The 24,644-nt window shown below is 37.0% G+C and carries 22 protein-coding genes, 1 other RNA gene and 1 pseudogene; 5 read left to right on the top strand and 19 right to left on the bottom strand.

Translation table 11 applies throughout. The annotated features are described in order from the left end of the window. Positions 1-64: 64 nt before the first annotated feature. On the bottom strand, positions 65-1,819 hold the full coding sequence (locus GWI97_RS02795; protein WP_087802925.1) for a penicillin-binding protein activator: 1,755 nt from the start codon (positions 1,817-1,819) through the stop codon (positions 65-67). Positions 1,820-1,880: 61 nt separating this feature from the next. Between GWI97_RS02795 and rsmI the strand changes: the two genes are divergently transcribed. Further along, positions 1,881-2,759 (top strand): 16S rRNA (cytidine(1402)-2'-O)-methyltransferase, encoded by an 879-nt coding sequence (gene rsmI, locus GWI97_RS02800; RefSeq protein WP_087802927.1) that lies wholly within the window; start codon positions 1,881-1,883, stop codon positions 2,757-2,759. A gap of 60 nt (positions 2,760-2,819) precedes the next feature. Then, an RNA gene (gene rnpB, locus GWI97_RS02805) (RNase P RNA component class A) lies at positions 2,820-3,194 on the top strand. Between the two features lie 67 nt (positions 3,195-3,261). Here the strand turns inward: rnpB and GWI97_RS02810 are convergent. Continuing rightward, positions 3,262-3,966 carry a pirin family protein gene (locus GWI97_RS02810; RefSeq protein WP_036933025.1) on the bottom strand — a complete coding sequence of 235 codons (705 nt, stop codon included), beginning with the start codon at positions 3,964-3,966 and terminating at the stop codon, positions 3,262-3,264. A 113-nt stretch (positions 3,967-4,079) separates the two neighbouring features. Between GWI97_RS02810 and GWI97_RS02815 the strand changes: the two genes are divergently transcribed. Continuing rightward, positions 4,080-4,982, top strand: a complete 903-nt coding sequence (locus GWI97_RS02815) for a LysR family transcriptional regulator (RefSeq protein WP_036933024.1) — start codon at positions 4,080-4,082, stop codon at positions 4,980-4,982. 90 nt (positions 4,983-5,072) lie between these two features. On the opposite strand, the gene GWI97_RS02820 is transcribed toward GWI97_RS02815, so the two are convergent. From GWI97_RS02820 to GWI97_RS02880, 14 genes and pseudogenes are all read right to left on the bottom strand, one after another. Further along, on the bottom strand, positions 5,073-5,342 hold the full coding sequence (locus tag GWI97_RS02820; RefSeq protein WP_036933023.1) for a PAAR domain-containing protein: 270 nt from the start codon (positions 5,340-5,342) through the stop codon (positions 5,073-5,075). 24 nt (positions 5,343-5,366) lie between these two features. Next, a complete protein-coding gene (locus GWI97_RS18175) occupies positions 5,367-6,011 on the bottom strand; it encodes a hypothetical protein (RefSeq protein WP_173807694.1) in 645 nt (214 codons plus the stop codon). Between the two features lie 156 nt (positions 6,012-6,167). After that, positions 6,168-6,698, bottom strand: coding sequence for a hypothetical protein (locus GWI97_RS18310; protein ID WP_224215428.1), 531 nt, complete (start codon positions 6,696-6,698; stop codon positions 6,168-6,170). Positions 6,699-7,054: 356 nt separating this feature from the next. Then, a complete protein-coding gene (locus GWI97_RS18315; protein ID WP_224215429.1) occupies positions 7,055-7,870 on the bottom strand; it encodes a hypothetical protein in 816 nt (271 codons plus the stop codon). A 133-nt stretch (positions 7,871-8,003) separates the two neighbouring features. Next, positions 8,004-9,197 (bottom strand): hypothetical protein, encoded by a 1,194-nt coding sequence (locus GWI97_RS02835; RefSeq protein ID WP_161751830.1) that lies wholly within the window; start codon positions 9,195-9,197, stop codon positions 8,004-8,006. Positions 9,198-9,206: 9 nt separating this feature from the next. Further along, positions 9,207-9,797 carry a DUF4123 domain-containing protein gene (locus GWI97_RS02840; protein ID WP_161751831.1) on the bottom strand — a complete coding sequence of 197 codons (591 nt, stop codon included), beginning with the start codon at positions 9,795-9,797 and terminating at the stop codon, positions 9,207-9,209. Continuing rightward, positions 9,790-10,398 (bottom strand): bacteriophage T4 gp5 trimerisation domain-containing protein, encoded by a 609-nt coding sequence (locus GWI97_RS02845; protein ID WP_442956566.1) that lies wholly within the window; start codon positions 10,396-10,398, stop codon positions 9,790-9,792. Before GWI97_RS02845 ends, GWI97_RS02840 begins: the two co-directional genes overlap by 8 nt. After that, positions 10,355-11,500: pseudogene (tssI, locus tag GWI97_RS02850) on the bottom strand (type VI secretion system tip protein TssI/VgrG); the annotation flags it as partial. The gene GWI97_RS02845 and the pseudogene tssI, both read right to left, overlap by 44 nt. 99 nt (positions 11,501-11,599) lie before the next feature. Continuing rightward, entirely contained in the window at positions 11,600-12,118 is a 519-nt protein-coding gene (locus GWI97_RS02855) for an Hcp family type VI secretion system effector (protein ID WP_036933014.1), read from the bottom strand. A gap of 582 nt (positions 12,119-12,700) precedes the next feature. Beyond that, complete coding sequence (locus tag GWI97_RS02860; protein WP_036933013.1) at positions 12,701-13,093, bottom strand: DoxX family protein; 393 nt, start codon at positions 13,091-13,093, stop codon at positions 12,701-12,703. 184 nt (positions 13,094-13,277) lie between these two features. Then, positions 13,278-13,583, bottom strand: coding sequence for a YqjK-like family protein (locus GWI97_RS02865; RefSeq protein ID WP_224215430.1), 306 nt, complete (start codon positions 13,581-13,583; stop codon positions 13,278-13,280). Continuing rightward, complete coding sequence (locus tag GWI97_RS02870; protein WP_036933012.1) at positions 13,564-13,974, bottom strand: phage holin family protein; 411 nt, start codon at positions 13,972-13,974, stop codon at positions 13,564-13,566. Before GWI97_RS02870 ends, GWI97_RS02865 begins: the two co-directional genes overlap by 20 nt. A gap of 6 nt (positions 13,975-13,980) precedes the next feature. Then, positions 13,981-14,286 carry a DUF883 family protein gene (locus GWI97_RS02875; RefSeq protein WP_036933011.1) on the bottom strand — a complete coding sequence of 102 codons (306 nt, stop codon included), beginning with the start codon at positions 14,284-14,286 and terminating at the stop codon, positions 13,981-13,983. A 250-nt stretch (positions 14,287-14,536) separates the two neighbouring features. After that, positions 14,537-15,199 carry a DedA family protein gene (locus tag GWI97_RS02880; RefSeq protein ID WP_036933010.1) on the bottom strand — a complete coding sequence of 221 codons (663 nt, stop codon included), beginning with the start codon at positions 15,197-15,199 and terminating at the stop codon, positions 14,537-14,539. 734 nt (positions 15,200-15,933) lie between these two features. Between GWI97_RS02880 and sstT the strand changes: the two genes are divergently transcribed. After that, complete coding sequence (sstT, locus tag GWI97_RS02885; protein ID WP_036933008.1) at positions 15,934-17,187, top strand: serine/threonine transporter SstT; 1,254 nt, start codon at positions 15,934-15,936, stop codon at positions 17,185-17,187. A 111-nt stretch (positions 17,188-17,298) separates the two neighbouring features. Here the strand turns inward: sstT and GWI97_RS02890 are convergent, their stop codons facing one another. Further along, positions 17,299-19,317 (bottom strand): oxidoreductase, encoded by a 2,019-nt coding sequence (locus GWI97_RS02890; protein WP_036933007.1) that lies wholly within the window; start codon positions 19,315-19,317, stop codon positions 17,299-17,301. A 269-nt stretch (positions 19,318-19,586) separates the two neighbouring features. Between GWI97_RS02890 and GWI97_RS02895 the strand changes: the two genes are divergently transcribed. Then, positions 19,587-20,003 (top strand): DoxX family protein, encoded by a 417-nt coding sequence (locus GWI97_RS02895; protein ID WP_036933006.1) that lies wholly within the window; start codon positions 19,587-19,589, stop codon positions 20,001-20,003. A 112-nt stretch (positions 20,004-20,115) separates the two neighbouring features. Here the strand turns inward: GWI97_RS02895 and GWI97_RS02900 are convergent, their stop codons facing one another. Together GWI97_RS02900 and GWI97_RS02905 are read right to left on the bottom strand one after the other, a co-directional pair. After that, on the bottom strand, positions 20,116-22,914 hold the full coding sequence (locus GWI97_RS02900) for a M16 family metallopeptidase (RefSeq protein WP_161751833.1): 2,799 nt from the start codon (positions 22,912-22,914) through the stop codon (positions 20,116-20,118). Beyond that, the gene (locus tag GWI97_RS02905) at positions 22,904-24,613 is read right to left on the bottom strand and encodes an ABC transporter ATP-binding protein/permease (protein WP_036933004.1); all 1,710 of its coding nucleotides are present in this window, start codon (positions 24,611-24,613) and stop codon (positions 22,904-22,906) included. Before GWI97_RS02905 ends, GWI97_RS02900 begins: the two co-directional genes overlap by 11 nt. Positions 24,614-24,644 lie beyond the last annotated feature (31 nt).

Genomic DNA, 24,644 nt, shown 5'->3' on the forward strand with positions numbered 1-24,644 from the left:
TTTATAATTCATAAAACAAACCGCCATAAAGGCGGTTTGTTTTTATAATAACAGCATGCATCTATTACTGTGTAACAGGTTCAATTTTACCTTGTTTAAATTGCATCCAAGGAAGTTGTCTATAAACAGTACAGTTATCTTCAACACGTAATGAGCCTGAAATACCATTAAAACGCAGGGTACCTTTTGTTAGATCATTGTAATTGTTTGCTAATGACCATGCATCAATTCCCATAGCATAAAGGCGCATTAATGAGTAATCGTTCGCAAATTTACTTGACGCTTTTTGCATTAACGGCAAATTAGCACCCGCCATCAATGGAATATCACTAAATTGAATACCGTCCATTTCCATACGGAAATCAGGTCCTGTTCCACCTTGATTGCTACGTGAACTGACATAGATCGGCGGGCGTTTTTTCGTACTGATCGCCATATCGATCATAGGTTTAATTAAGGTTAATTCATCACTAGTGGCAATGATATAAACCGAATCAATCGAACCACCAGCAGATGGAATAGATTGAGTGTCTAATGGTAAAGGTGCATTTTCTGTTGGTAACACAGGTGTTCCTGTCATACGAATACCCACACCACGATTAATCGATGCTTTTAAGCTTTCAACAGAACTGAAGGTTTGTTGTAAAACAGTCCCCCCACCTGTGCGTTGCCATTCATCAGCAAAAGTTTGTGCCATTCTTTGACCAAATTTATTATCTGGAACAATAATTAATGGGGTCGATTTTTGTTGCTGACGTAAATGCTGTGCAGCATTACGGGTTTCATCTTCAGGTGAAAGTGAGAAGAAACAGACGGTTGTTGCAGAAGGGATCGCATCTAACTCATTTAATGCTAATACTGGCAAGCCACTTTGAAGTTCAATGGTTTTCATGACTTCAGGTTTTAACAGTGGACCGACAATTAAGTTAGCGCCATCTTGTTGTACTTTTTTCAGTAAGATATCAAGAGGTTGGCTATTGGTATCATAAACGATCACTTGACGTGCATTTTGAGCAACAGGATCTAAACGTAGAGTGGGATCACCTGAAAATGCAACGCTCTCTTTTTCTTTATCTTGAGTCGCTTCAGTCTTTTCAGTTGGTTCTTGTGCGGTATCTGTTATTGGTGTTTCAGTATTGCTGATACCTAATTCTTCTAAAATGGAAGCAAGACTGTCATCATTTTTAGGTGCTTCTGGTTCGGGTATTGCTTGGGGTTGTGGTAAACCACTTTGCGCATCAAGAAAACCTTGGCGAATAGCTTCACCGAACACTTTAGCCTGCCCTGTTAAAGGTAATAATAAGGCAATTTGACTACTTGCACTGACAGAAGGCTGTGAAAGGCGTAATAATGATACAGGAAGCGTTAACGCGGCTGGGTTACGAGGATAGCGAGTTTGCCATTCTCTAATGGCCATTGATAACTTATCAGCATCATCTTTGTTGTATTCATATGTGTTGAGTAAGTCTAACCAACCTTGCAGAGTATTTTCATCTGCTTTGATAACCACACTACGGCGTTGTTCAGGTGTGAGTTTGGTCAGTGTGAGCCATGTATCATCAATATTTTTCTGATGTAGCTCAGGATCGGTAATTAATGTTTCTAGTCCAATATAGGCTCTAATAACATCTAAAGATGCTTGCCCTTGAGCATCATCAATTACTTTTTGAAATTGTTTCATCTCCATTTCTGCTTTTGCAGCGGGAGTGAGAGGTGGTTCTTGTTGCCCCGTCAGGGTACAACCTGACATAATCAGCGCAGAGAGTATCGCAGTATAGGATAAACCTGTTTTAAAACGCACAAAAATTGAGGAAAGCATACTGTACCCAGTGATGTTTTATAATTATGCTCAATTTTAAATCGGTCATTCGGAATAAACAATGAATCAACCTAATCGAGCAGCGGTAACGACATCCACACTGTACATAGTACCCACACCTATTGGTAATCTGGGCGATATCACCCAGCGGGCACTTGATGTGCTGTCTCATGTCGATTTAATTGCTGCAGAAGATACCCGTCATACAGGGCTTCTATTACAGCACTTTGCCATTAACGCACGTTTGTATGCGTTACATGATCATAATGAACAGCAAAAAGCAGATCAATTAATTAGCAAATTACAACAGGGGCTAAGTATCGCATTAGTCTCTGATGCAGGTACACCATTAATTAACGATCCTGGCTATCATTTAGTCAATCAATGTCGTAAAAATGGCATAAATGTAGTGCCACTGCCTGGCGCTTGTGCTGCTATTACGGCACTTTCTGCTGCAGGGCTTCCTTCTGATCGTTTTTGTTATGAAGGTTTTTTACCAGCAAAAACAAAAAGTCGCCAAGATTGCCTACGTGAATTGTCAGAAGAACCTCGTACATTGATTTTTTATGAATCAACACATCGGTTGTTAGATAGTTTAGCTGATATGGTGACAGTTTGGGGTGAAAATCGCTATGTAGTATTAGCGAGAGAGCTCACAAAAACGTGGGAAACTATTCAAGGTATGCCAGTAGGTGAATTACTCAAATGGGTACTTGAAGATGAAAACCGCCGTAAAGGTGAGATGGTTCTCATTGTTGAGGGATATGAAAAACCGGTCGATAATGATTTTCCCCCTGAGGTATTACGAACACTCGCGATTTTACAAAAAGAATTACCGCTGAAAAAAGCAGCCGCAGTGACAGCTGAAATTTATGGCGTGAAGAAAAATGCACTTTATAAACACGTTATTGAGCAAAATGGTGAAGCTCAAGACGAGTAAAGTGATTTTTTAGCTTCTTTTGCTATACATTTTCTATCAGAATCCCTATAATCCGCACCCTGAGTTGACTAGACAACCGCTGCTTTATCGTTGTCCCTTCGGGGAGACGGATAGAGGGGAGGAAAGTCCGGGCTCCACAGGGCAGGGTGCCAGATAACGTCTGGGAGGCGCGAGCCTACGACAAGTGCAGCAGAGAGTAAACCGCCGATGGCCTGTTTACAGGATCAGGTAAGGGTGAAAGGGTGCGGTAAGAGCGCACCGCGCAACTGGTAACAGTTTGTGGCATGGTAAACTCCACCCGGAGCAAGACCAAATAGGGGTTCTTATGGTGCGGCCCGCATTGAACCCGGGTAGGTTGCTGGAGCCAGCGCGCAAGTTCTGGCCTAGATGAATGGTTGTCCACGACAGAACCCGGCTTAACGGTCAACTCACCTCATAAAAAACCCTCGATTCACATTGTGTGTCGAGGGTTTTCTGCTTTTAAGCCCATCTAAATTAATTATCATGAGATAATATCAATAAATAAACCACGAAATTCAGCCGAGCTTTTCAATGTAATACTATGGCTATCTTGAATAAAAGCGCCATCGCCACACTGGATTTGTCCATTTTCTTGTGTTGATGTTTGCAAATAGGTGCCGCCTTTTATGGATTGCAAAAAGCCTTTCTGTCCTTTTATTGGCAGTGTAATTTCATCGCCTGCTTGCAAATGAATATGATAAAGCCAAATAGTTTGCCTTAACATTAATGAACCATCATCACCCGTAGGCGAAGCTAATAATTGATATTTTAAATTTTCATCTAATATCAATTTTTGTGAAGCTAAACTTTCTTGTTGTGGACAAGCATTTAGCCACAACTGGATACGGGTTAATGGCGTGTCTGGACTGCTATTTTTCTCAATATAAGTTTCTGTATTATGGGGTGAAATAAGTAAGCACTCATTTTCTTTTGCTGTGACTGTCCGTCCCATATTATCAAGGTATGTCGCTTCTCCTTGAAGAATAAGATTAACCACATCAACATGAGGATAAGTCTTTGCTTTAAATTCTGAATTTGGTGCAAGCACTTCTTGGTTAAGAACTCTTAGCGTGCCATAGTCTAAAAAATGAGGGTCAAAATAGTGGCCAAAGGAAAATGTGTAGCGAGCTTGTAGCCATCCATAATCCGCTTTACCACACTGTTGTGCTGTTCTGTATTTTATCATAGCGGTATTTTTCGAGTAGATTATCAATATATTTATCATAGAGGTATGGACTGTCTATTGTTAGCAAGTTAATCTGGTGCCTATAATCAAATTATTTGATAGAGATAAGTATAATGAGTAAAGACAAAGCCATTACATTGGAATCTTTACGAGTCATGGATGCCATTGATCGTAGAGGGAGTTTTGCAGCAGCTGCTGATGAACTAAATCGAGTTCCATCGGCACTCAGTTATACCATGCAAAAATTAGAAGAAGATTTAGACGTTGTCCTTTTTGACCGTTCTGGACATCGAACTAAATTTACCAATGTCGGTAGAATGTTGCTTGATAGAGGGCGCATACTGCTTGAGGCGGCTGATAAATTAACGTCAGATGCAGAAGCCTTAGCAAGAGGTTGGGAGCCACATATCACCATCGTTTGTGAAGCGCTTACACCGGCTTCTCGACTCTTTCCTTTAGTTGATAAATTAGCTGAAAAATCTAATACGCAACTTTCGTTAGTCACTGAAGTCTTAGCAGGGGCATGGGAAAGCTTAGAAAGCGGTAAATGTGATATTGTGATTTCACCCGATATGCATTTTCGCACTTCATCTGAAATCAACTTTCGCCCTTTATACAATACCACCAGTGTTTACGTTGCCAGTCCAGATCACCCTATCCATAACGAGCCTGAACCATTAGCAGAAGAAACTCGCTTAAAATATCGGGGTATTGCAATTGCAGATACCGCAAGAGAACGCCCTGTTTTAACGGTCTTATTATTAGATAAACAACGTCGTTTAACGGTCAGTTCTATTGAAGATAAGCGCCGAGCGTTAATTGCAGGTTTAGGTGTGGCGACAATGCCGATTGATTTAATTGAAGATGATATTAAAGAAGGGCGATTACGTGTTGTTGGCCCAGAATATCATCATGAAAATAATATTATTATGGCATGGCGAAGAGACAGCATGGGTGAAGCTAAATCGTGGTGTTTACGTGAAATACCTAAACTCTTTGCGAGCGATAAAAAATAGTTTTTGTACTTAAGTATTTTTATATTTTAGATATCGATAAAAATAGAGATGCGAATATTAGGCGGAAGTCTCCGCCTAATTAAAAATAGATCACTCCGCTGCCATTAAGACACAACCCTTTAAACAACCGCATTGCACTTTATGCCCTTCTAACGCGACGGGAATATTGTTTATTTTCATCATGGTATCTCCCTCAATAATTTTGCCTTTTTGCTGACAAGCAGGGCAATAGACTTCATCGCCTAAACAGGCAATTTCATGTGTTTGTTTTGCTAATAAAGAACCGCTTAATACGGTTCCTTTAGTATCAGTTGTATCATTTTTTAAAATGATTTTTCTTCCTTGAATTGTGCTACGCATGTTTAACGTTCTCTTTATTATTAATTAATTCCCTGAGATTATTCCAAACTGCCAAGGAATTAGTTCTGGAAAATCTAATTTTCCATACCACTTTGGCCGTAATATATCTTGAAAACAACCTAACTCATCAATATATTGAGCTATTATACAGAGATAAGTAATAGCACTTTTATTTATAGACAAAGGTTGAATATTTTTAATAGCATTATTAATAAATAGTTTTTTTTCCTTTTGCGATTCTTTAAATCGACAAAGAGGATCTTTAAAAACAAACTTATCAATCTCTTTTTCTAATGTTGATTGTCCAGTACTGATATAAAAGTAACTGTTTTTAACATCCTTAATAAAATAATCAGTATTTTCTTTTACTATTAAATCTTTTTTAAGTCTGATTTTTTCTTGTAACCAAGATTGACTTTCTTTATTTCTATAAGTGATAACATTGTTCATGTTTATTTCTAATTTTTTATGAAAAAAAGATTTTTTATAAAACTGACCAAAATAAATCATTAATATAGTTTGAAAAACGCATAAATATTGGCTTGTACGATGTTGTTTATCAAAATAGTGATAATTGTTTTTCAAAATTTCCAATAGTGCTTTTTGTTTAATATTATAATAATCCAACACTAATTTATGCTCATCTTCAAGGAATTCTATTGCTTCCATATAAAATTACTGAAGAATGTTGTCCTTAATTATCTGTTTGCTTTTTGCTGTCAGTATCATTTTAGAACAAAAACCTTAGTTTAATTTTAATCAAGACTAAAATAATGTATGAATGACTTTTAGCTCTGGGGTTATTTTAATTAAATCATCTATAATTTAATGATAAATTTCAGGCATAGTCTCTAACCAACCCACCATATCAGGACGATGATCATCGATAGCCATCGGTGTTTTTAATAATGGATGATCGATTATGGGGGTACTTAAGCCATGACGAGCACGAAAATTTTTCACGGCTTGATATTCAAAAGGCCAAGCAATGAGTATTTCCATATCAACTTCATAACCTGTTGCACTTTGCTCATTTTCATTATTTCGAAATAATGCTGACCACTGAATATGCTTATCGCATAATTCTATTAACCATGGGATTAAAATTTCATCATTTTCACAATAAAGAGCTTCTTGGCAGAAGCGCTGATAGAAAGGATCAATCGGAATACCTGCACTTTCCCAATCAATAGTTTCCTTTTTTTCACTGGCTAACATTTCAATCGCTAGTACGCCTAATTTTTGAGGGCGCGTATACATGGGGAGCGAGTTTGCCATTTTACCTGATTGAATATTTTCTATTATTTTATCGTAACAAATTTCACTGAACTTAAAATAATTACAAGCAAAATTCATTAATAAGATTTCACCTTGTTCTGCAAGATTTAAAAAAATTCTTTTTCTATTAAAACAATTAAAATAATCCAAAATAAAATATATATTTTTATGATAAAAAAATCGCTCAAAAGAATATGGTACTTTATTTGTATTTTTATATATTTGATATATATCTATATAATAGAAATAGCACCGGACTCAATTTTTAAAATTGACATATATCTTATATATTTATCCTTGCGAGAATTATTATCATTTTGAATTTCCAAAACATTATCAATAATATCTTCATTAATTAACTTTTCAATATCAGAGACATCTCTAATTTTTTATTAACTACTTCTTTTTCAATGTATTTTAAAGCTTTATTGAGTCTAGTCATTTTTAAGATTCTCTATTATATAAAATTGATTATATTTATTGTTATTAGAAATATTAAATTTATTATCTATACCTACTGTTAATTTAAATCCAACCAAATTTTTCTCTTCGCAGGATTCAAGTATATTTAATAAAATTTTCCTTTCTTTTTTTCCTAAACTATATTCATTACTTCCTTGATAAAAAGATTCCTTAGCTAATAATGAATGTTTATTTATATTTTCAAAATAACTTTTTTGTATTTCACTAGCTTTTCCTCCTGTGGGCGTTGTGTTAGCACCAAATTTATCTTTCATCACTGTTTTTATTTCAAAAGTCACCCAATCTGGCGGAGGTGGAGTCGGCTCTATCTTACAAATCAAATCTATTCCTTGTCCTTTTTTATTTTGCAATGCTATCATTTTTTCAGGATCAAAGCTTTTACCATATAAAGGGTTTAATATATCTGTATTGCCATTTTTAATCCTAGATTCTTTGTTAGCAAGTGGTGCTTTTCCACTTCTTGTTTTTAAAAATAACTTATCAAATAAGGTTCCCTTTTTAATTTCATTAATAACGTGGCTTTCACCCACATACCCAACAAAGTGAGCCAACTTTAATGATGTGACGCCATCATAAAAAAGATTGGACTGTAATATCTTATTAAGATCATGATGTGATTTTAAATTAATCTCTATGTGTCCAGTCACTCGATGCGTACTTCCCTTGGGTTTACCTTGGATACGTAAAATACATGAGCCATCCGCTTTGGGACCAAAACAAGTGACAATTGTATCATCAAAATGCGTTTGAAATGTTTTTCCTACCATTTTAAATTGAGTAATATTAACATCACCTAATTTTTTATTTCATCTTTATTTGTGACGCTGACATTAATAGAGTGAGTCTCATCATATTTGATAGGTCTTGGCTTATTAGCCATAAATATAATCCTTTATATTTTTATTTATTAATATCCATAATTTGAGGTTCCCCCGTAATTGAACTTACAGAAATCGCAGTTCCTAAACTCGTGCTTATTCCACTTGTTATTACTTGGGTTTTAACTTTCTTACCAAAACACATAAACATATTCATGGCATGATAGGTTGTGACAAAACCTTTAGTCTCACCTGTTTTCGAATCAAGATATTTCATTGAGTTTAATAAAACATTATATCCTTTATCATTGTTATACCCCCATAAGGCAGAGGTATCTTCTATTAACTCATTTGTTGTATAGATTATATTAAATCCTTCCGCAATTAATGGTAAAGCTCTAGCACCATTTTTAGCTAGCGTTAATACACCACCAATACCTGTTAATAAAAAGGCTATATCAACAACAATTGACTTTCCTAATTCTATTTTTTCTTTAACTTCTTGTTCTTTAATTTCAGAAATAATAAAAGAGACTAAATCACTGGCTAATTCATCGTAATCCTTTTCAGTTACCTTATCTTTTTTTCCTTTTCCTAACTCTAACCCTTGTATTATTAATTTAGGGGTAATTGTAATCGTTCGTTTTTTACTTTTATAATCAACATGAGATAACATAACATTTTTATAGCCAAGCAACATTTTGATTTCATCTTGTTGATCTATTGCACCATCAATACTGTCGAAGTCTTGTATTCCATGAACTTGAGTTCTTGTTAATTGAAAATCAATTTTATAATGATATTTATTATATTTCGATTTCATTCCTTTATAGGTTAATCCGGCATCTTCTGGCCTTTCATTTGCAGGTATAAATGCAAGCATGAAATTAAGAAAATCTTCAGTATTTTCGCCACCATCAGGATCAAAATGATTACGAATAGCTTCTTGTAATTTATCGTGACCTTTAATTTCTTCTGCTATTAACCGTATTTTAGGATCGAAGGAATCATCTTGGCTAACTTGGTCAACATAGGCCATTAAAGCATCAAGTGGGATACCTGTCGGCATAGTTTCATGCGCTAATTCTCCTGGAAATTGTTCACTTTCTACTTCTTCCCAATCTTCATCAAAAGGGCTACGAGAAAACTTATCTAATGCGTCAATAATGTTTTTATCGTCAGATAAAAAAACACCTTCTTTAATGTTATTTTCGCATGGCTGTGTTTCTATATTATTATTCACAGCTTCATCTTTAAATTTATCATCTAATGCCATTACATATCCTTATTGTAATATTAAAATTTGGTTGGCTTTGATATCATCCGCTAAAATAAATAGGATATTATCCATAAATTGGATATAGTCCTTAACCGGTAGGTAAGGTAATAATTTTTTTACTGTTAAGGGATCATAATATCTAAACATTAACCAGCTATTTGTTTCCTCATCAAAAACCTGATTAAACTTACGTAATTGATGTGATAATTCTTTTAAAGGAAATCGTGAAAATAAATAGATCCCGATGGGGTTTTCAATGCTATTATCAAATAGCCAATTGGTGAAAGGATGCTCTAAGTTTAACTTAACTAAATAAGGAGCATAGTAAGAATAATTTTCAGCACTCTTTCCATTCCAAAGGCAACAGTATTCTGTTTCAAATATATCAAGTAAAATAGCAATATCTGGTCGTTTTATTGCATCAATAATAGTCCAAACATGGCTATCAATAACTTCACTTCCTTTTATAATATGTTTATCGCCATAACGAGAAAAAGGAATGCCATTAAATAAATACGATGTTATTTTTTTTAATTTATTTTCTTTATCAATATTTAATTCATAAAAAATAGAAGCTAAACGAGATACTTTACTCATTATCTTTTGCTTCCTTTTTTATTTTTGCACAAACTTCACAAAAAGGGACACCTTCTTCTGTTGCAGCTGTTAATGCATTTATTTGATCAACACCTCCGCCATCAATATTAACCGATGAAGCATTAATTTTTAGTTGTTTGGCCTTTATTGTGATCCCTATATCGTCAATAATAATACTTCCACCAGAACCCGCTAATGTCAGTTTTTTCTCAGCATGAATAATATAAAGTGGTGATTGTGATAATAATTTAGTTTTAATTTCCTCATGCATATTGCCTTCAACTATTATTTTTTTCTGACCACCAATTTGAATAAGTTGATCAGCAAAAATAATTGATTTCTTACTACTATTAATAACTTCTGTTTTATTTCGATCGATTTGAATTTCTTGATCTTGAGAAATATGAATAACAGAATTACGACCTATTTTTTCGTAATGATCTCTACCTACTTCTGTTCTTTTATCATTACCAATCTTTTCTTGTTGATCGACACCCACCTTTTTCTGACGACTATGATTAATGGTATGAAATTCATCATTTAATACATGAGTGCGGTGATCCCTCTGCGCCACCGTTATCCGCAGAGGGTTGTACACCATGATGTGAAACGCTGATCACTTGCCAACGTGAATTCATACGTGCACTTGGATGATGGGTTAAGGTAAACACTTTGCCCGGCATTAACGCAAAACAGTTGGTACTTGCCGAGCCTGTTTGACGATAATTTTGAGATTGCTCATAACGCAATTGATTCAATGGCTGAGCTTCTGCCTCTTCTTGAAAACGGCCATAGCTTTCAAAAACAGGATGTTGCTGATGAACGTCACCCGTTGTGTTTTGCGATAACGGATAAGAAGGTCGTATTGGGTTATAGTCTTTATCAATACGCACATCACTGCATAAACGTTCGGTATAGCGCCATGTGGTAGCGGTGGTATCCGTAATATCCGTTTCCGCTTGTGGGTTATACGTCAGCGTGATCCCCGCCGTCATACCTAAATGATTGTCGCTATAAAACAGTTTTGGCCCTTCTTCAAACCAAAAGTTGATCCCTTCTTCAAACGCTAAACGACACCAGAAAGCATAAGCAGATTCACGCTTTTGCGTGATATAGCGACGAGTTTGATGCAGTTCGGGTTGATAGAACTGGTTGTCATATTTGATATGCGCTTCATCTAGCAATTGCTGAAGAATTTGAGGCACCGTTTTATGTTGGAATATACGGCTGTCTTGATTAAGCGTCATCACCCACATTTCAGGGCGAATAACAAATTGATACCACGTTTTAACGCCGTCGGTGTTGCCTTGTTCGGCACTCGCCAGTAAGCCTTGAACCGTGCGGATTGTTTTACCGTCACGACTGACGGTTAATGATGAAGCCACACCTAATTGGTTGGCAAAATCAATATCACGCTGCTCACTCACCGCGTGTATTGAAAGCGTGAAAAGCGCTGATAATCCTTCGTTTAAATCAAACTGAGTGACTTGAAAAGTGCTTTTAGGTAAATCGCCAATTTGGCAAGTAAACACTAACCCCGTATGAAGTAACCCCTTTCCTAGGGTTTCAAGTAATTCGCTGTATTTTTTAATGCGGGCTTGTTGTTCAGAGAATGTCATCCCTATTTTGAAAGAGGGTGATGATGTCGGATCATCTAATACCAAACGGGGTTTAGGGGTATTGTTAGCGTCATTCGTTGACATAAAAGCTCCCATTTAAATGTGACAAACACGCAATAAAAAAGACAAAAAATGCAGAGAACAATGGGCCCATGACAGAGCCCATAAATAAAGTGTGAAGAATTAACCTTCGAGTGGCGCACGCCAGTCGTCAGAGCCAGATGTGCCTGCAACGGTGTGTTCCCAATCAATTTTGCGATAAGAAAGAGACACTTCGATCAGTTGAGTGAAGTCAGACTTAGTCGGATCTTGGCAGTGTGGCATTTGGCAATCGATATTGACGATAGTGGCATCAGTTAATGTGGTGGTGAAGAAATGCTCTTGCTTCCCTTCAACCGAGGTGCGATACCATTTTAATGTGATTTTTGGCAACATTTCGCCCGAGGCTAATGCGTTATACAGCAGAGGAACCGCTTTGTTTAACGCCACCGTAAAACGGAAAGGTTTATGTGCACGTTGACCTGAAGGCTGACCTGATTGTGGATCAGTGGGCACAGTCACTACATGAGAGAATGCTTGCACCAGCATTTCATCTTCGTGGCCTTGAACATAAATATTTCCTACTGATTCAGCCGTAAATGCACCCGCAGTAATATTACCTTGGGTTTTTCCTTCAATGGAGATATAGCAGGGAGTTGGCATGGCAAGTCCTTAATTAACTATTAGTTATTGTTTCTCAACAAAACTATTATTGTTGATGTCCTTTTCAAAAAATCAGCCAGTGTGCACCGCGATTTGATTAGAGTAGCTTAAGTAATTTTAAGGGGAAGTAAAGGGAGTGACGGAAAAGAAGGACGTTGTATCCTCGTAGGATAAGTGACTTAGCGTAAAATAATTGTTCACACGTTATTTACTGCTTTCGTTTCTTAAAATAAGTGTATTTACTTATATCATTCTCTTTCGTAAATATCCGAAATCTCGCTAAAGCCAGTCAGTTCTAATGTACATGGATTTTTAATATGTAACAAAATGTGTATTTTTTTCAAATTGTAATAGCGTTGATTTGTAAGGAAAAAATAGTCCTATTTTCAAAATAATACGCAAACTACGATTTTTATTCTCAAAGGACAAAAAATGCGCACCTAAAATTTAGTGTATCGCAGAAGATCCCTTTAAATAGAGGCAAAAATATCACCCATAGAGTGATTGTTAGATAATTAAAAAATCTTTATCAACAAACAAAAAAGATCCCCTAAGGGATCTTTTTTGTTTCTAAACTTGTTATTACCAGTTTTTATTGAAAATACGATCTAAACTCCATTTACCAGGGCCTGTCACAACGAGTAATAAATATCCGCCTGCAATTGTCATGTTTTTCATAAACATTAATTGGTTCATGCCTTCAGCAAAATTACTGTGGAACAGTAACGCGGTTAAGAGAGTAAAGATCGCAGTAAAGATTGCTGTGGTGCGGGTTAAGAAACCAAATAAGATTGCTAATCCACCACCTAATTCTAATAAAATAGTCAGTGGTAATAAGAAACCGGGAACGCCCATTGCTTGCATATATTGCTGTGTACCTTCGTAACCACCAATTTTTCCATAGCCTGCGCTGATAAATAAAATTGGCATTAAAATACGGGCAATTAATAATGCAATGTCTTCAAATTTTTTCATGATGTTTATTCCTAATCAAACTCTATTATCTGCAATTTATATCTGTTTATATTTGTATTTTCGTTGGTTAATTTTCTTTTTTCAGAATTAATAACCACGGCTACAGTGTGAGAGATACAATAATGGGAAATTGAAAAAGAGGATATTAAGAAGAATTAACATTCATAGACAAAAAAATTGATGTTTAATCTGAGGTTTTTTTGAATGACTTCTGTATTGCTCTAATTAAGCCAAATGCACCGATAGCGCGTTGCCCTAACCGTATGATTTTTTTAGGGTGTTTAATACTATAAAGCGACATAAAACTGGCGCCTACTAAAAGGGCCGGTTTTAAAGAGACTAAAATGCGCCATGCTTTATCATAAGGCTCTGTTACATCAAGCCAAATTTGTGTACTTTGCCCTAAATCAGAGCGCTGTTGCTGAATTTTATTCAACAACAGCTTTTTACGTCTTGAGAGGATCGCCTGTTTATTTTGTCTGTTCATCATGATATTGCTCCAAAAGACGTTTATCTAATTCTAATTGCTGACGAGTATCGCCTAACAGGGTAGAATTTCGCACTTTTCTTAATGTCATGATGGCGCCAATAAGCGCACAGATAAGTAAAACAGCCGTTGTGATAGCTAAAGCATAAATTCGATATTCAGGAGAAATAGCCCAAAAAACCAGTATAAGTAAGCTCATTAAACCAAATGCAGTGAGTAACAAGGTGACCCCAGTCATGAGAATAAGCTGGATCAACGTTGTTTTTTCTTCTTCTAGTTCAATGGCAATTAATCGTAGGCGAGTTTCAATCATGCCTATAACGATTGCACCAATTCTACTGAGAGAATTCAGAACCCCGGAAGCGGGGCCCTGTGGTCTTTGCGTGTCACTCATTATCAATTATCGTTTGGCAAGTAGAACACCAAGAACAACACCGACAGCAGCACCGATACCAATACCTGTCCATGGATTTTCACGAACGTAGTTATCTGCTTTTCCTGCCATTTCTTTAGTGTTATCAACAATTTCTCGGCCTGCATCGCTGAGTTTTGCTCGAGAACCTTTTATGGCAGATTCTGCTTTGGCTCGTAGGCTTTGGAGCTCTTCTTTGGATTTATCTGCAGAGGAGTTCAGCACTTCTTCTAGAGTATCAGCAAGAGATTTCAATTCACTACGCAGATCTTCGTTTGAACGTTGATGAGACATAAGTAACTCCTTTAATAGAGATAGAATGTGATACTTATAACAATAGACTAATTTGACAGCTTAATGAAATTAAATAATGACTTGATGGTAAAAAAAAGAGATAAATCTTAATTAAGTAGGGGGATTAAAAGAATGAAACAGGGATTAAGGAGTGAGCATTTGAAGAAAAAAGGCCTGTTTAATAAGATGAAACAGGCCTTTTTTTACTGTGTAATGACAGTCAGAAAATCTTGATATTATTTGATAGGGATTAAGCCTTTGCTTTTTTTTTCTTTTTAATTACAACCCAGATACTACCAATTAAACCGATTACTAATAGGCAAACAGGTAATAGCATCAGGAAGTTCATTAAATGGTGTTCATATTGACGAAATAGTGGGCTATTACCTAATACATAACCCAATGTGGTCAGTATACCAACCCATAAAAGTCCACTTAGCCAATTGAAAATTTGAAAGCGAGTATTATTCAAGCCAGCAAGGCCTGCAATCGTTGGCAACAATGTTCTGACGAAAGCTAAAAAGCGACCGATAAGTAATGCGGCTAAGCCATGACGATGAAAAAGCCCATGTGCACGTTGGTGGTAATGTTCTGGTAGATGCGATAGCCAACTACGTACTAACTTTGTATTACCAAGCCATCGTCCTTGAAGATAGCCCAACCAACAGCCTAGGCTCGCACCTGCGGTTAAAATAAGTAAGGTTAATGGAAAGTCCATTGTGTCTTTAGCAATTAACACACCCACTAAAATTAATAAGCTATCTCCTGGTAAGAAAGCCGCGGGTAATACTCCGTTTTCTAGGAATAGTATGGTGAATAACAAAATGTAGATAATCCATATTAATGAGGGATTAGCTAAGGTTTCGTAATCTTGATGCCATAGCGCCAAGAAGAGCTCTCTTACGATTTCCATATAAAAGGCTTCCTAAAACTGAGTCATTTGGGGGTAAATATAAATTCAATAAGTGTTGTAATAAATTTACCCGTTTTCCACTTCATAGGGTCTATTTTTCATTGTTTAAAACAGCAACACTCTAACAAAATCAGGAAAAACTAGACAGAAAATTTTTCAACTCTATTACGATACAACTTACCCATAGATATGGGATCTTGAAAAATAGACATTTAATCTCTTTTTGAGTTCAGAGTAGGTGATTTTTTAAAAGAAAACCTTAAGAGAAAAGATATTAAAAAGAGAAATATCACATTTTATTTTTATCAAAAAAGATAAATTTTCAATATCAATTGAAAGAAAATAAAAGGTTATCTTATTTAAATCATTCATCTTTTTTGTTTATTATTTATACAAATTGTGCTTGGAGAGAGTGCGTGATTGTTAGTGATTATGTTAATAAAAAAACTATCAGTTGATTAAGATAACAAAAAAGAAGAGAAGAAAAATAAAAAACAAGGTATTTGGGTAAGTATAACTTACTGATAATAATAATTTCTTTCATTTTTGGTTGGTATACTAAAAAGAACAAAATCCTATTATGATCACAGATATGTTATTTATTTGTTAACAATGATGATTAATGCTGTATATTTTGCATAATCAGCTTTTCAGCGCGATTCAATTCCTTATACTGGCATTGCAAACACTCAAAAATGCCTTTTTTAAATATTATTTTAAGTAATGGAATAGCTATGGATAAACAACAATCCAGAGTCTTCAGCCTGTTCTTTAGGGGAAGCCTCGTCAAACAAATACTCATTGGTTTAGTTGCAGGGATCTTACTCGCTTGGTTAGCACCAGAAGTTGCCAAGATGATGAGCTTGTTAGGTACTCTGTTTATTAGTGCGCTGAAAGCCGTGGCGCCAGTGTTAGTCTGGGTTCTGGTAATGGCTTCGATTGCAAATCATCGCCAAGGGCAAAAATCGAATATTCGCCCTGTATTAATTTTATATCTATTAGCAACGTTCTTTGCTTCTTTAACGGCAGTTTTTGCAAGTTTTATGTTCCCATCTGTTTTAACACTAGTGGTCAACGAATCGCAATTAACTCCACCTGAAAATATCGCGGAGGTACTCAAAGGGGTGTTAATTAATGTGGTTGCTAACCCTGTTGATGCACTTATCAATGGTAACTATATGGGGATCTTAGCATGGTCTATTGGTTTAGGTTTGGCATTACGCCATGCAAGTGATACTACAAAAGCATTAACGCAAGATTTAGCTGACGCTGTAACAAATGTTGTACGTGTTGTTATTCGTCTAGCGCCTATTGGTATTTTTGGGTTGGTATCATCAACGATAGCAACAACAGGTTTTGAAGTTTTAGCCGGTTATTTACATGTTCTGGTGGTGTTGATTGGCAGTATGCTATTTGTTGCTTTAGTCGTGAATCCACTGATTGTATTTTGGAAAATCCGCAGTAACCCATATCCATTAGTATGGGCATGTTTGCGTGAAAGTGGCGTCACCGCCTTCTTTACACGTAGCTCAGCGGCAAATATTCCTGTGAATATGGCGATGTGCCGTCGCATGAATTTAAACGAAGATACTTATTCTGTTTCAATTCCATTAGGTGCGACAATCAATATGGGCGGAGCCGCAATCACCATTACTATTTTGACATTAGCCGCGGTAAATACATTGGGTATGTCTGTTGATGTGCCTACGGCATTGTTATTAAGTCTTGTTGCTGCTGTTTGTGCTTGTGGTGCATCAGGTGTTGCAGGGGGATCTTTACTGTTAATTCCATTGGCTTGTAGCATGTTTGGTATTAGCAATGATATCGCGATGCAAGTGGTTGCTGTGGGTGTGATGATTGGTGTATTACAAGATTCAGCAGAAACAGCACTTAACTCATCAACCGATGTTCTTTTTACGGCAACCGTCTGTATTGCTGAAGATAACCGTATTTCAGATAATCCATTAACTGAAAAAAATAATGGGTAAAATGGGTAAGTAGTAAGACAGGAAGAGTAGTAAAAAATAATAATTAATAATAAAAAAAGAACCCCACATTTTTATGTGGGGTTTCTTTTTACTCAGACATTGAAAAAGATATTAAATATCGAGCGCTAATTCTGTTCCTTGCCTAATAGCACGTTTTGCATCTAATGCACTGGCATCTTTGGCACCACCAATAAGATGAACTTTTTTATTGTCACTTTCTAAAGGAGCAAGTAATGGATGGTAAGCGCGTTGCCCTGTACACAAGATAATATTATCTGCGGGAATAAGTTGTTGTTTTCCCTCTTGTTCAATATAAAGCCCTTCAGAGGTGATTTTTTGATAAGCACAATGAGTTAAGAAGTTAACACCTTTATTTTCAAGTGTTAAACGATGTATCCACCCCGTTGTTTTACCTAAATTTAGCCCTATTTTGCCTGCTTTACGTTGTGTCATAATAATTTGTTTATTATCATCTTTTTTGGGGGTTGCAGGTTTTATACCACCACGATAAGAAAGTGTCGGATCAATACCCCATTCTTTATTAAAAGCACACGGGCTTAGGCTACTGCATTGGCCTTTTTGCGTAAGATAAAGGCCGGTATCAAAACCAATACCTCCGCTACCAATGATCACCACATTTTTACCTACAGCTTGATGGTGCTTTAACACATCAAGGTAAGTTTTAACAATCTCATTCTCTTGGCCGGTAATGTTAGGGCTGTGTGGAGTTACACCACTGGCTAAAATAACTTCATCAAAGTTTACCAGGTGATGAGGAGTGGCTTCGGTATTATTTTTAACAATCACCCCAGTGAGTTGTAGTTGTCGTTTAAAGTAGCGCAAGGTTTCTTGAAATTCTTCTTTGCCAGGAATTTGTCTGGCAATATTGAGTTGCCCACCAATCGCATCTTCTTTTTCAAAAAGTGTGACATGGTGACCTCGTTTTGCCGCTGTTATAGCAAAAGATAATCCGGCAGGCCCTGCACCGACAACAGCTAACTTTTTAGGTTGTTGAGTTGGGATAATTAAGAGCTCGGTTTCTCGACAAGCAAAAGGATTGACTAAGCAAGTGGCTGGTTGGCCTGAAAATATTTCATCAAGGCAGGCTTGATTACAGGCAATACAGGTATTTATCTCATCTTCACGCCCTTGTTGGGCTTTAAGGACAAATTCTGGATCTGCGAGGAAAGGGCGTGCCATTGAAACCATATCGGCACAGCCTTCAGCCAAAATAGCTTCTGCCGTTTGTGGGGTGTTAATACGGTTTGAGGTGATGAGAGGAATATTCACTTTTCCCATTAGTTCACGTGTTACATTGGCAAATTGACCTCTTGGCACCATGGTAGCAATTGTTGGGATACGTGCCTCGTGCCAGCCGATCCCCGTATTGATCATGGTTGCACCCGCTTTTTCAATGGCGTTGGCTAGATAGAGTACCTCTGATGCATCTGAACCATCTTTAATTAAATCCAACATAGAAAGGCGGTAAATAATAATAAATTTTTCACCCACCGCTTTTTTTATACCTTTAAGAATACGTAAGGGGAAACGACAACGATTTTCAATATTTCCCCCCCATTGATCGTCTCGCTGGTTGGTATGATTAACTAAAAACTGATTAATTAAATAGCCTTCAGAACCCATAATTTCAACACCGTCATAACCTGCTTTTTGAGCTAATTGCGCACAACGAATGTAATCATCAATAGTTTGTTCTATTTGTTCATGACTCATTGCTCTCGGCATAAACGGGGTGATCGGGGATTGAATTGCACTTGGTGCAACTAAATCAGGTTGATAGCTATAGCGACCAGTATGCAATATCTGTAATGCAATTTTACCACCTTGCTGATGAACAGCATCAGTCACCAATTGATGTGGTGCAAGCTGGCATTCAGACATCAATGTTGCTGCGTGGGGTAATAATACACCCTGCTTATTAGGTGATATTCCACCTGTAACAATGAGTGCAACACCAGCCGCCGCCCTTTGTGCATAAAACTGTGCAAGTTTTGGAGCATCTTTAGGATCTTCTTCGAGTCCGGTATGCATAGAGCCCATTAAAATACGGTTTTTAAGTACAGTAAAGCCTAAATCAAGGGGCGAAAATAAGTGAGAATAATGTGCCATCAGATACCCTTTTTATACTGGTCAGATGAGATATCTATAGCATAACGAGAAGTGAGAGGTTAAGAGTTCATTATGTTAATAAGTTGTGATCTTAATCATGGAAAAGGTGATTAGGGTGTTATAAATCGATAATAATCTAAGTAATCGATTAATGAGAACAAATAATGATAATAAAAACTACACTCATTCATAATTATTCATCATATAATGGTTAATACCTATTAATACGTATTAAAAACACACATCATTATTTTGAATTTGGAGACGTTATGATTAATAAATTTAATCAACTTGTTGACTGTTCTGACTTGGGTAAGCTTGTACTACGTGTTTCTCTTGGTGTTTTAATGTTGTTGCATGGTCTTCATAAAATGGAACCAGGTGGATTAGCAGGTATTCAGGGAATGTTAGCTAACTTTAATCTACCTGCTTTTATTGCTTATGGTACGCTGGTTGGTGAAGTTGTTGCGCCTATTTTATTGATTATTGGTCTATTTACACGAGTATCTGCTTTGGTTTTAGCAGGTACCATGTTTGTTGCTGTACTCATGGTTCATTCTGGTGATTTGTTTGCATTAAACCCTAAAACAGGGGGATGGGCACCAGAAAGTGCTGGTTTCTATCTATTTGCTGCGATTGCAGTGATGTTTTTAGGTAGTGGCCGTTTTGCTGTTAAAAAAGATTAATAAATTTTATAGTCAGTATTCTTGAATGTGTTTATGGTGACTTGATTAAATTTGATGAATAAGCGCCCAGTTTAATAACAAACTGGGCGTTTTATTTTTCACTCTTCAAGGCTTATTTTTTATTGGGTGGTGTTAATTTAAAGACTTTTTCATTTTCTCCTAACCATTGGCGGGCGACTTGGTTGATATCATTCACTCTTAATGTTTTTATAATGGCTGGATTGGTGAGTAAACGCTGATATTGTTTGTCATCGGTTGCGACTTGTGCAAGGGCCTCTGTCCAATAACTTGCACTGTCATTGACCTGTGAATTTTCAGTTAGCCAGATATTTTTAGCCTCTTGTAACTCTTTCTCTGTAATACCTGATCGCTTAACTTCGTTGACGACTTTACGAGCTAAAGTGATAAGTTCATCAGCACGTTCTGGTGATGCGGTAAAATTTAAACGACCTGCGTAGTAACTTGTCGGTAATTTTGTGAGTATTTCAGAAAAACCCAGTGAGTAAATTCCACCTGCTTGTTCGCGTAAGTTAAGTCTTAAGCGTTGACTAACGACGGTATCTAGTAAATTCAGTGCCAGCACCTGTTGTTGTGACCATTGAGCAGGCGCTGCATATTGAATACTTACCATACTCTTATCACTGCTTGCGATAGGATATGTTTTGCTAAAGGAAGTCAGCTTTGGATTAATGGCTGGATCTGCCCAGAATAGACGTTGTTCAGAGCGTGTTGGCAGGCTGGCAACCCAGCGCTCAATCAGCGGTTTTATCTGATTAATATTGACAGAGCCACTGATAACTAATGTCATATCAGCAGGTTGCCCTAAAATCATTTGGTTGGTTTGTTTTAATTGTTGAGCTGTAAACTGTTTCCAAGCTCCTTGAGGCGAAACGATTAGACGCTCACCATTTTGATAACTTTCTTTATTGATATTATCTAAGAATGTGCGTTCAACAGGTGTTTTTGAAATACCTAATGCCATGGCTTGCTTCTGTTGCTCTAACTTCTCACCATTAAACTGTGGAGAAGTTATTTTTAGATGCATTAATGTGAGTAAGGTTTCTAATTCGTCAATCGGGGCTTCGCCACGGAAACCATGGAATAACAGTTCACTGTAAGGACGTAAACTAATTTGGTGTTGTTTGGTAAATAACGCTAATTCACGTGCATTATAATGACCGTATCCACTTACTTCAGGTAATTTTAATGCCCACTGCACCATACCTAAGCTTTGATTCGTTTCAAGTGATGAGCCTCCTGGAATACGCAGAGAAACCTGAATATTATCTTTAAGATAATTGTCATTTTTTACAATCACTTTTACGTTATTGCTCAGTGTCCATTCTTGTGTTTTTTCAATCGGCAATGATTGTGTTGAAATAATTGAACCTGTGAGTTCAGGTTTAATATCTAACACAACAGCTTGCGTTTTTAACGTAAATGCCCCTAGGTTTGATTGTCTAATTTCTTGCCAGCGTTGTGCGACTTTGGTTGCATTAAACAAATTAGCATCACTATCAGGGCCAATGACGGCAACTCGTGGTGATGATTGTTTTAGGTATTGAGCAAAATAAGCTGATAATGTTTCAGGTGTGACTTTATTGATTAATTGATAACTTAAATTTAGCGCCTGTTTTTTAGTTTGAATTGGCATCTCCAATTCAATTGCCGTTGTGATTTGGTTGGCTAAATAATTGTGCTCATAATGCTCTTCACCCGTGGCTTGTTGGCTTAGACGTTTTAGCATTGCGTTACGGGCATTATCTAACTCTTCTTGAGTTACTGGAACAGAGGCTAGGCGTTGAACTTCTGTAAATAAGATATCTAATGCACCTTGATAATCATTGCCTTTAGGGTGCGCAATCATCAATTGTTGTGAACGACGAGAGTTCAGCATTGCGCCTTGCGTATTCGCACTAATAGAGGTAATTAAGCCATTATCAACGATAGTAGAGAAGCGTTGATTTAAAATTGATAACCATAATGAATCCATTAAATCTTCATATTGGCCCTGGCGACTGTTTAAAGGGGCGGGCAAAGTACGTTGCAAGGTGAACTGTAAGATACGTGAACCTTGCTCTTTGTCGAAAATCGTTTTAACCAGTAGATCTTTATGGTCAATAAAATTGTGCCAAGATGGTGAGTCAATGCCTTTATTCTCGCTATTTTTAGCATTAAATAGTTGTTTAATATCCGCAATAGCGTCACCTTGATTAAAGTTACCGACCAGCACTAATGTCATTCTTTCTGGTTGATACCAAGTATCATAATAGCGTTTGGCATCTTTGACATCGCCGTGCTTAACGATTTCCAAATCACCAATAGGATCACGTTCCAAATAACGACTACCGTAATAACGCAATTCTTCTAACTGACGGTTAATACGAAAACCGATACCTTGGCGTAAACGCCACTCTTCAACAATAACAGGGCGCTCTTTATCAAATTCAATAGGGTCAAATGTCATTTCAAATGCCCAGTCTGATAAGATCCTTAACCCTGTTTTAATCTGGATCGGGTTTGCATTCGGCAATGACAGTTTATAGGTCGTCGCATTTAAGCTTGTCGCGGCATTAACATGACTACCTAATTTCATGCCTAGGCTTTCAAGCTGTTTAAAGCCCGTAGTTCCCGGAAAATGAGTTGTCCCTTTAAATGCCATATGTTCAGTAAAGTGTGAAAAACCAAGCTGTTTTTCATCTTCTTGAACAGAACCACTTTTTACCAAAAGACGCATTTCAACACCTGTTTGTGGGCGTTGCAGTAAGTAGACCTCTAAACCATTATCTAGGGTAAAATGGCGAATATCAGGACGCAGCAATAGCGTGCTTTTGTCATTTTGATTCGAGGTGCTTGTCGCACAACCTAAAAGTGAAAGACTGACTGAAATAATCAGTAATTTACGATACATATTCGGTAACTCCAGCAGGTTGAGAGGAGGACTCGGTAGGGGCTTTGAGTGAAATCACATTATCTGCAATCACATGTGTAAAGCGTTGGTGGCTCACTAAGGCAATACCTGTAGTTGGCAGATGTTGTTTTAGCAACTGCAACATATTCAATGCATTTTGTTCATCAAGTGCAGAGGTGGTTTCATCTAATAAAATAAGATCAGGTTTATTGAGCAATAAACGGGCAAAAATAAGACGTTGTTGCTCACCGCCTGATAGACGTGTTGTCCAATCCGTTTCCAGTGAAAGTTGGTTTTTTATTTTGTCTAAGCCCACCAAATGAAGTACTTCTTCATACTCTTTAGTGGAGAATTGATTAGGCTGACAAGGATAAGCGAGCAAACTGTCTAAACGAGCAAAAGGCAGATACATACGTTGTGGGATCCAACACACATTTGGTGAACGTTGAATTTCCCCTTTGAAATAAGGCCAATGCCCACTTAATGCTCTAAGCAGTGTTGATTTACCTAAACCAGAGCAACCTTCAATAACGGTTAACTCACCTGCTTTTACAGAGAAGTTAATATCTTGGATTAACAGGCTGTCATCTTGCATAAACAGAGAAAGGTTGGCTTTCAATTTAGTCTGTTTATCATTTAAATCGGTGATTTCTGGCTCATGATCATGCTCTAAAAGTACCACGAAGTTATAAAGACGAGTCACCGTTGCCTGCCATGCGGCAATCTCTTTATAAGAGAAAATAAACCAGCTTAATGCACCTGCAACACTAGAGAATGCTTGTCTTAATTGCATTAATCCCCCTAGCATTAATTCGCCAGCAAGGAATTTAGGTAAGGCAAAAATAATCGGTGCCATTGCAGTCGCTTGTTGATAGCCCACAGTAAAGAATGCAAGATTTCTTTCGTAGCGAATGAGGTTGTTCCAGTTACGAATAACCCCTAAAAAACGACCCATTAATTCATTACGATCGCTCATTTCACCCCTCTGACCTGCAATTGCATCACCATGTTGTTTACGGGTGATGAGAGCAGTACGGTAATCAGCCTCTTTGCGCTGTTTATCCATATTAATCTTACGCAAGGGGGAGCCAATAAACTGCGTAATGGTGATCCCGATAATGGTATAGATAATGCAAGCCCAAAACATATACCCAGGAATAGTCCACTCACTCTTCCCTAATGTGAAAGAAATGGCACCAGACAATGACCAAAGAATGGTAGCAAAAGAGATAAGTGTGAGTAACGAGTGTAAGAACGTGACCGTTAAGCGCATTGTTGATTCAATTAGTAAACGAATATCTTCTGCAATACGCTGATCCGGGTTATCAGGCTCTTGAGACGTCAGTCTTAACATGTAGTGTTTACTGTTTTTTGATAACCAGCGACCGAGGACTTGTTCAGTCATGCCTTCTCGCCAGCGAATAACCATTTTTTGGCGTAAGAAATCACCCATTACCACGACAGTCATTAATCCCGCAATAATAACGACAAATTGTTGAAGAAGTGTGTAGAGCGCTTGTCCATCAAGTTGCTGTAATGCGTTATAGAAACTGCCATTCCATTCATTCATTTTGACGTTAAACCAGACGGATGACAGGGTTAAGGTCAAAGAGACAATCAATAGACACCAGCAGTAAAGGGCTGCACGCTGCCCCCAAAAAGGTGAAACTAAATAGAAAAATTGTTTTATTGTTTTCATTGCTTATTGGTCATATTTTTTATTGTGTATC

The sequence above is a fragment of the Proteus sp. G2300 genome (assembly GCF_009915965.1).
GTDB classification, from domain to species: Bacteria; Pseudomonadota; Gammaproteobacteria; order Enterobacterales; family Enterobacteriaceae; genus Proteus; species Proteus vulgaris.

Excerpts from the sequence above, each read along its gene's own strand:
- GWI97_RS02895 (WP_036933006.1), top strand. The coding sequence starts at position 19,587 with ATGATTAATAAATTTAATCAACTTGTTGACTGTTCTGACTTGGGTAAG.
- GWI97_RS02890 (WP_036933007.1), bottom strand. The coding sequence starts at position 19,317 with ATGGCACATTATTCTCACTTATTTTCGCCCCTTGATTTAGGCTTTACT.
- GWI97_RS18310 (WP_224215428.1), bottom strand. The coding sequence starts at position 6,698 with ATGAATTTTGCTTGTAATTATTTTAAGTTCAGTGAAATTTGTTACGAT.
- GWI97_RS02865 (WP_224215430.1), bottom strand. The coding sequence starts at position 13,583 with ATGATGAACAGACAAAATAAACAGGCGATCCTCTCAAGACGTAAAAAG.
- GWI97_RS02880 (WP_036933010.1), bottom strand. The coding sequence starts at position 15,199 with ATGGAAATCGTAAGAGAGCTCTTCTTGGCGCTATGGCATCAAGATTAC.
- GWI97_RS02795 (WP_087802925.1), bottom strand. The coding sequence starts at position 1,819 with ATGCTTTCCTCAATTTTTGTGCGTTTTAAAACAGGTTTATCCTATACT.
- rsmI (WP_087802927.1), top strand. The coding sequence starts at position 1,881 with ATGAATCAACCTAATCGAGCAGCGGTAACGACATCCACACTGTACATA.
- GWI97_RS02810 (WP_036933025.1), bottom strand. The coding sequence starts at position 3,966 with ATGATAAAATACAGAACAGCACAACAGTGTGGTAAAGCGGATTATGGA.
- GWI97_RS18315 (WP_224215429.1), bottom strand. The coding sequence starts at position 7,870 with ATGGTAGGAAAAACATTTCAAACGCATTTTGATGATACAATTGTCACT.
- GWI97_RS02875 (WP_036933011.1), bottom strand. The coding sequence starts at position 14,286 with ATGTCTCATCAACGTTCAAACGAAGATCTGCGTAGTGAATTGAAATCT.
- GWI97_RS02815 (WP_036933024.1), top strand. The coding sequence starts at position 4,080 with ATGAGTAAAGACAAAGCCATTACATTGGAATCTTTACGAGTCATGGAT.
- GWI97_RS18175 (WP_173807694.1), bottom strand. The coding sequence starts at position 6,011 with ATGGAAGCAATAGAATTCCTTGAAGATGAGCATAAATTAGTGTTGGAT.
- GWI97_RS02840 (WP_161751831.1), bottom strand. The coding sequence starts at position 9,797 with ATGAGTAAAGTATCTCGTTTAGCTTCTATTTTTTATGAATTAAATATT.
- GWI97_RS02855 (WP_036933014.1), bottom strand. The coding sequence starts at position 12,118 with ATGCCAACTCCCTGCTATATCTCCATTGAAGGAAAAACCCAAGGTAAT.
- GWI97_RS02870 (WP_036933012.1), bottom strand. The coding sequence starts at position 13,974 with ATGAGTGACACGCAAAGACCACAGGGCCCCGCTTCCGGGGTTCTGAAT.
- GWI97_RS02835 (WP_161751830.1), bottom strand. The coding sequence starts at position 9,197 with ATGGCATTAGATGATAAATTTAAAGATGAAGCTGTGAATAATAATATA.
- GWI97_RS02820 (WP_036933023.1), bottom strand. The coding sequence starts at position 5,342 with ATGCGTAGCACAATTCAAGGAAGAAAAATCATTTTAAAAAATGATACA.
- GWI97_RS02900 (WP_161751833.1), bottom strand. The coding sequence starts at position 22,914 with ATGTATCGTAAATTACTGATTATTTCAGTCAGTCTTTCACTTTTAGGT.
- GWI97_RS02845 (WP_442956566.1), bottom strand. The coding sequence starts at position 10,398 with ATGGTGTACAACCCTCTGCGGATAACGGTGGCGCAGAGGGATCACCGC.
- GWI97_RS02905 (WP_036933004.1), bottom strand. The coding sequence starts at position 24,613 with ATGAAAACAATAAAACAATTTTTCTATTTAGTTTCACCTTTTTGGGGG.
- sstT (WP_036933008.1), top strand. The coding sequence starts at position 15,934 with ATGGATAAACAACAATCCAGAGTCTTCAGCCTGTTCTTTAGGGGAAGC.
- GWI97_RS02860 (WP_036933013.1), bottom strand. The coding sequence starts at position 13,093 with ATGAAAAAATTTGAAGACATTGCATTATTAATTGCCCGTATTTTAATG.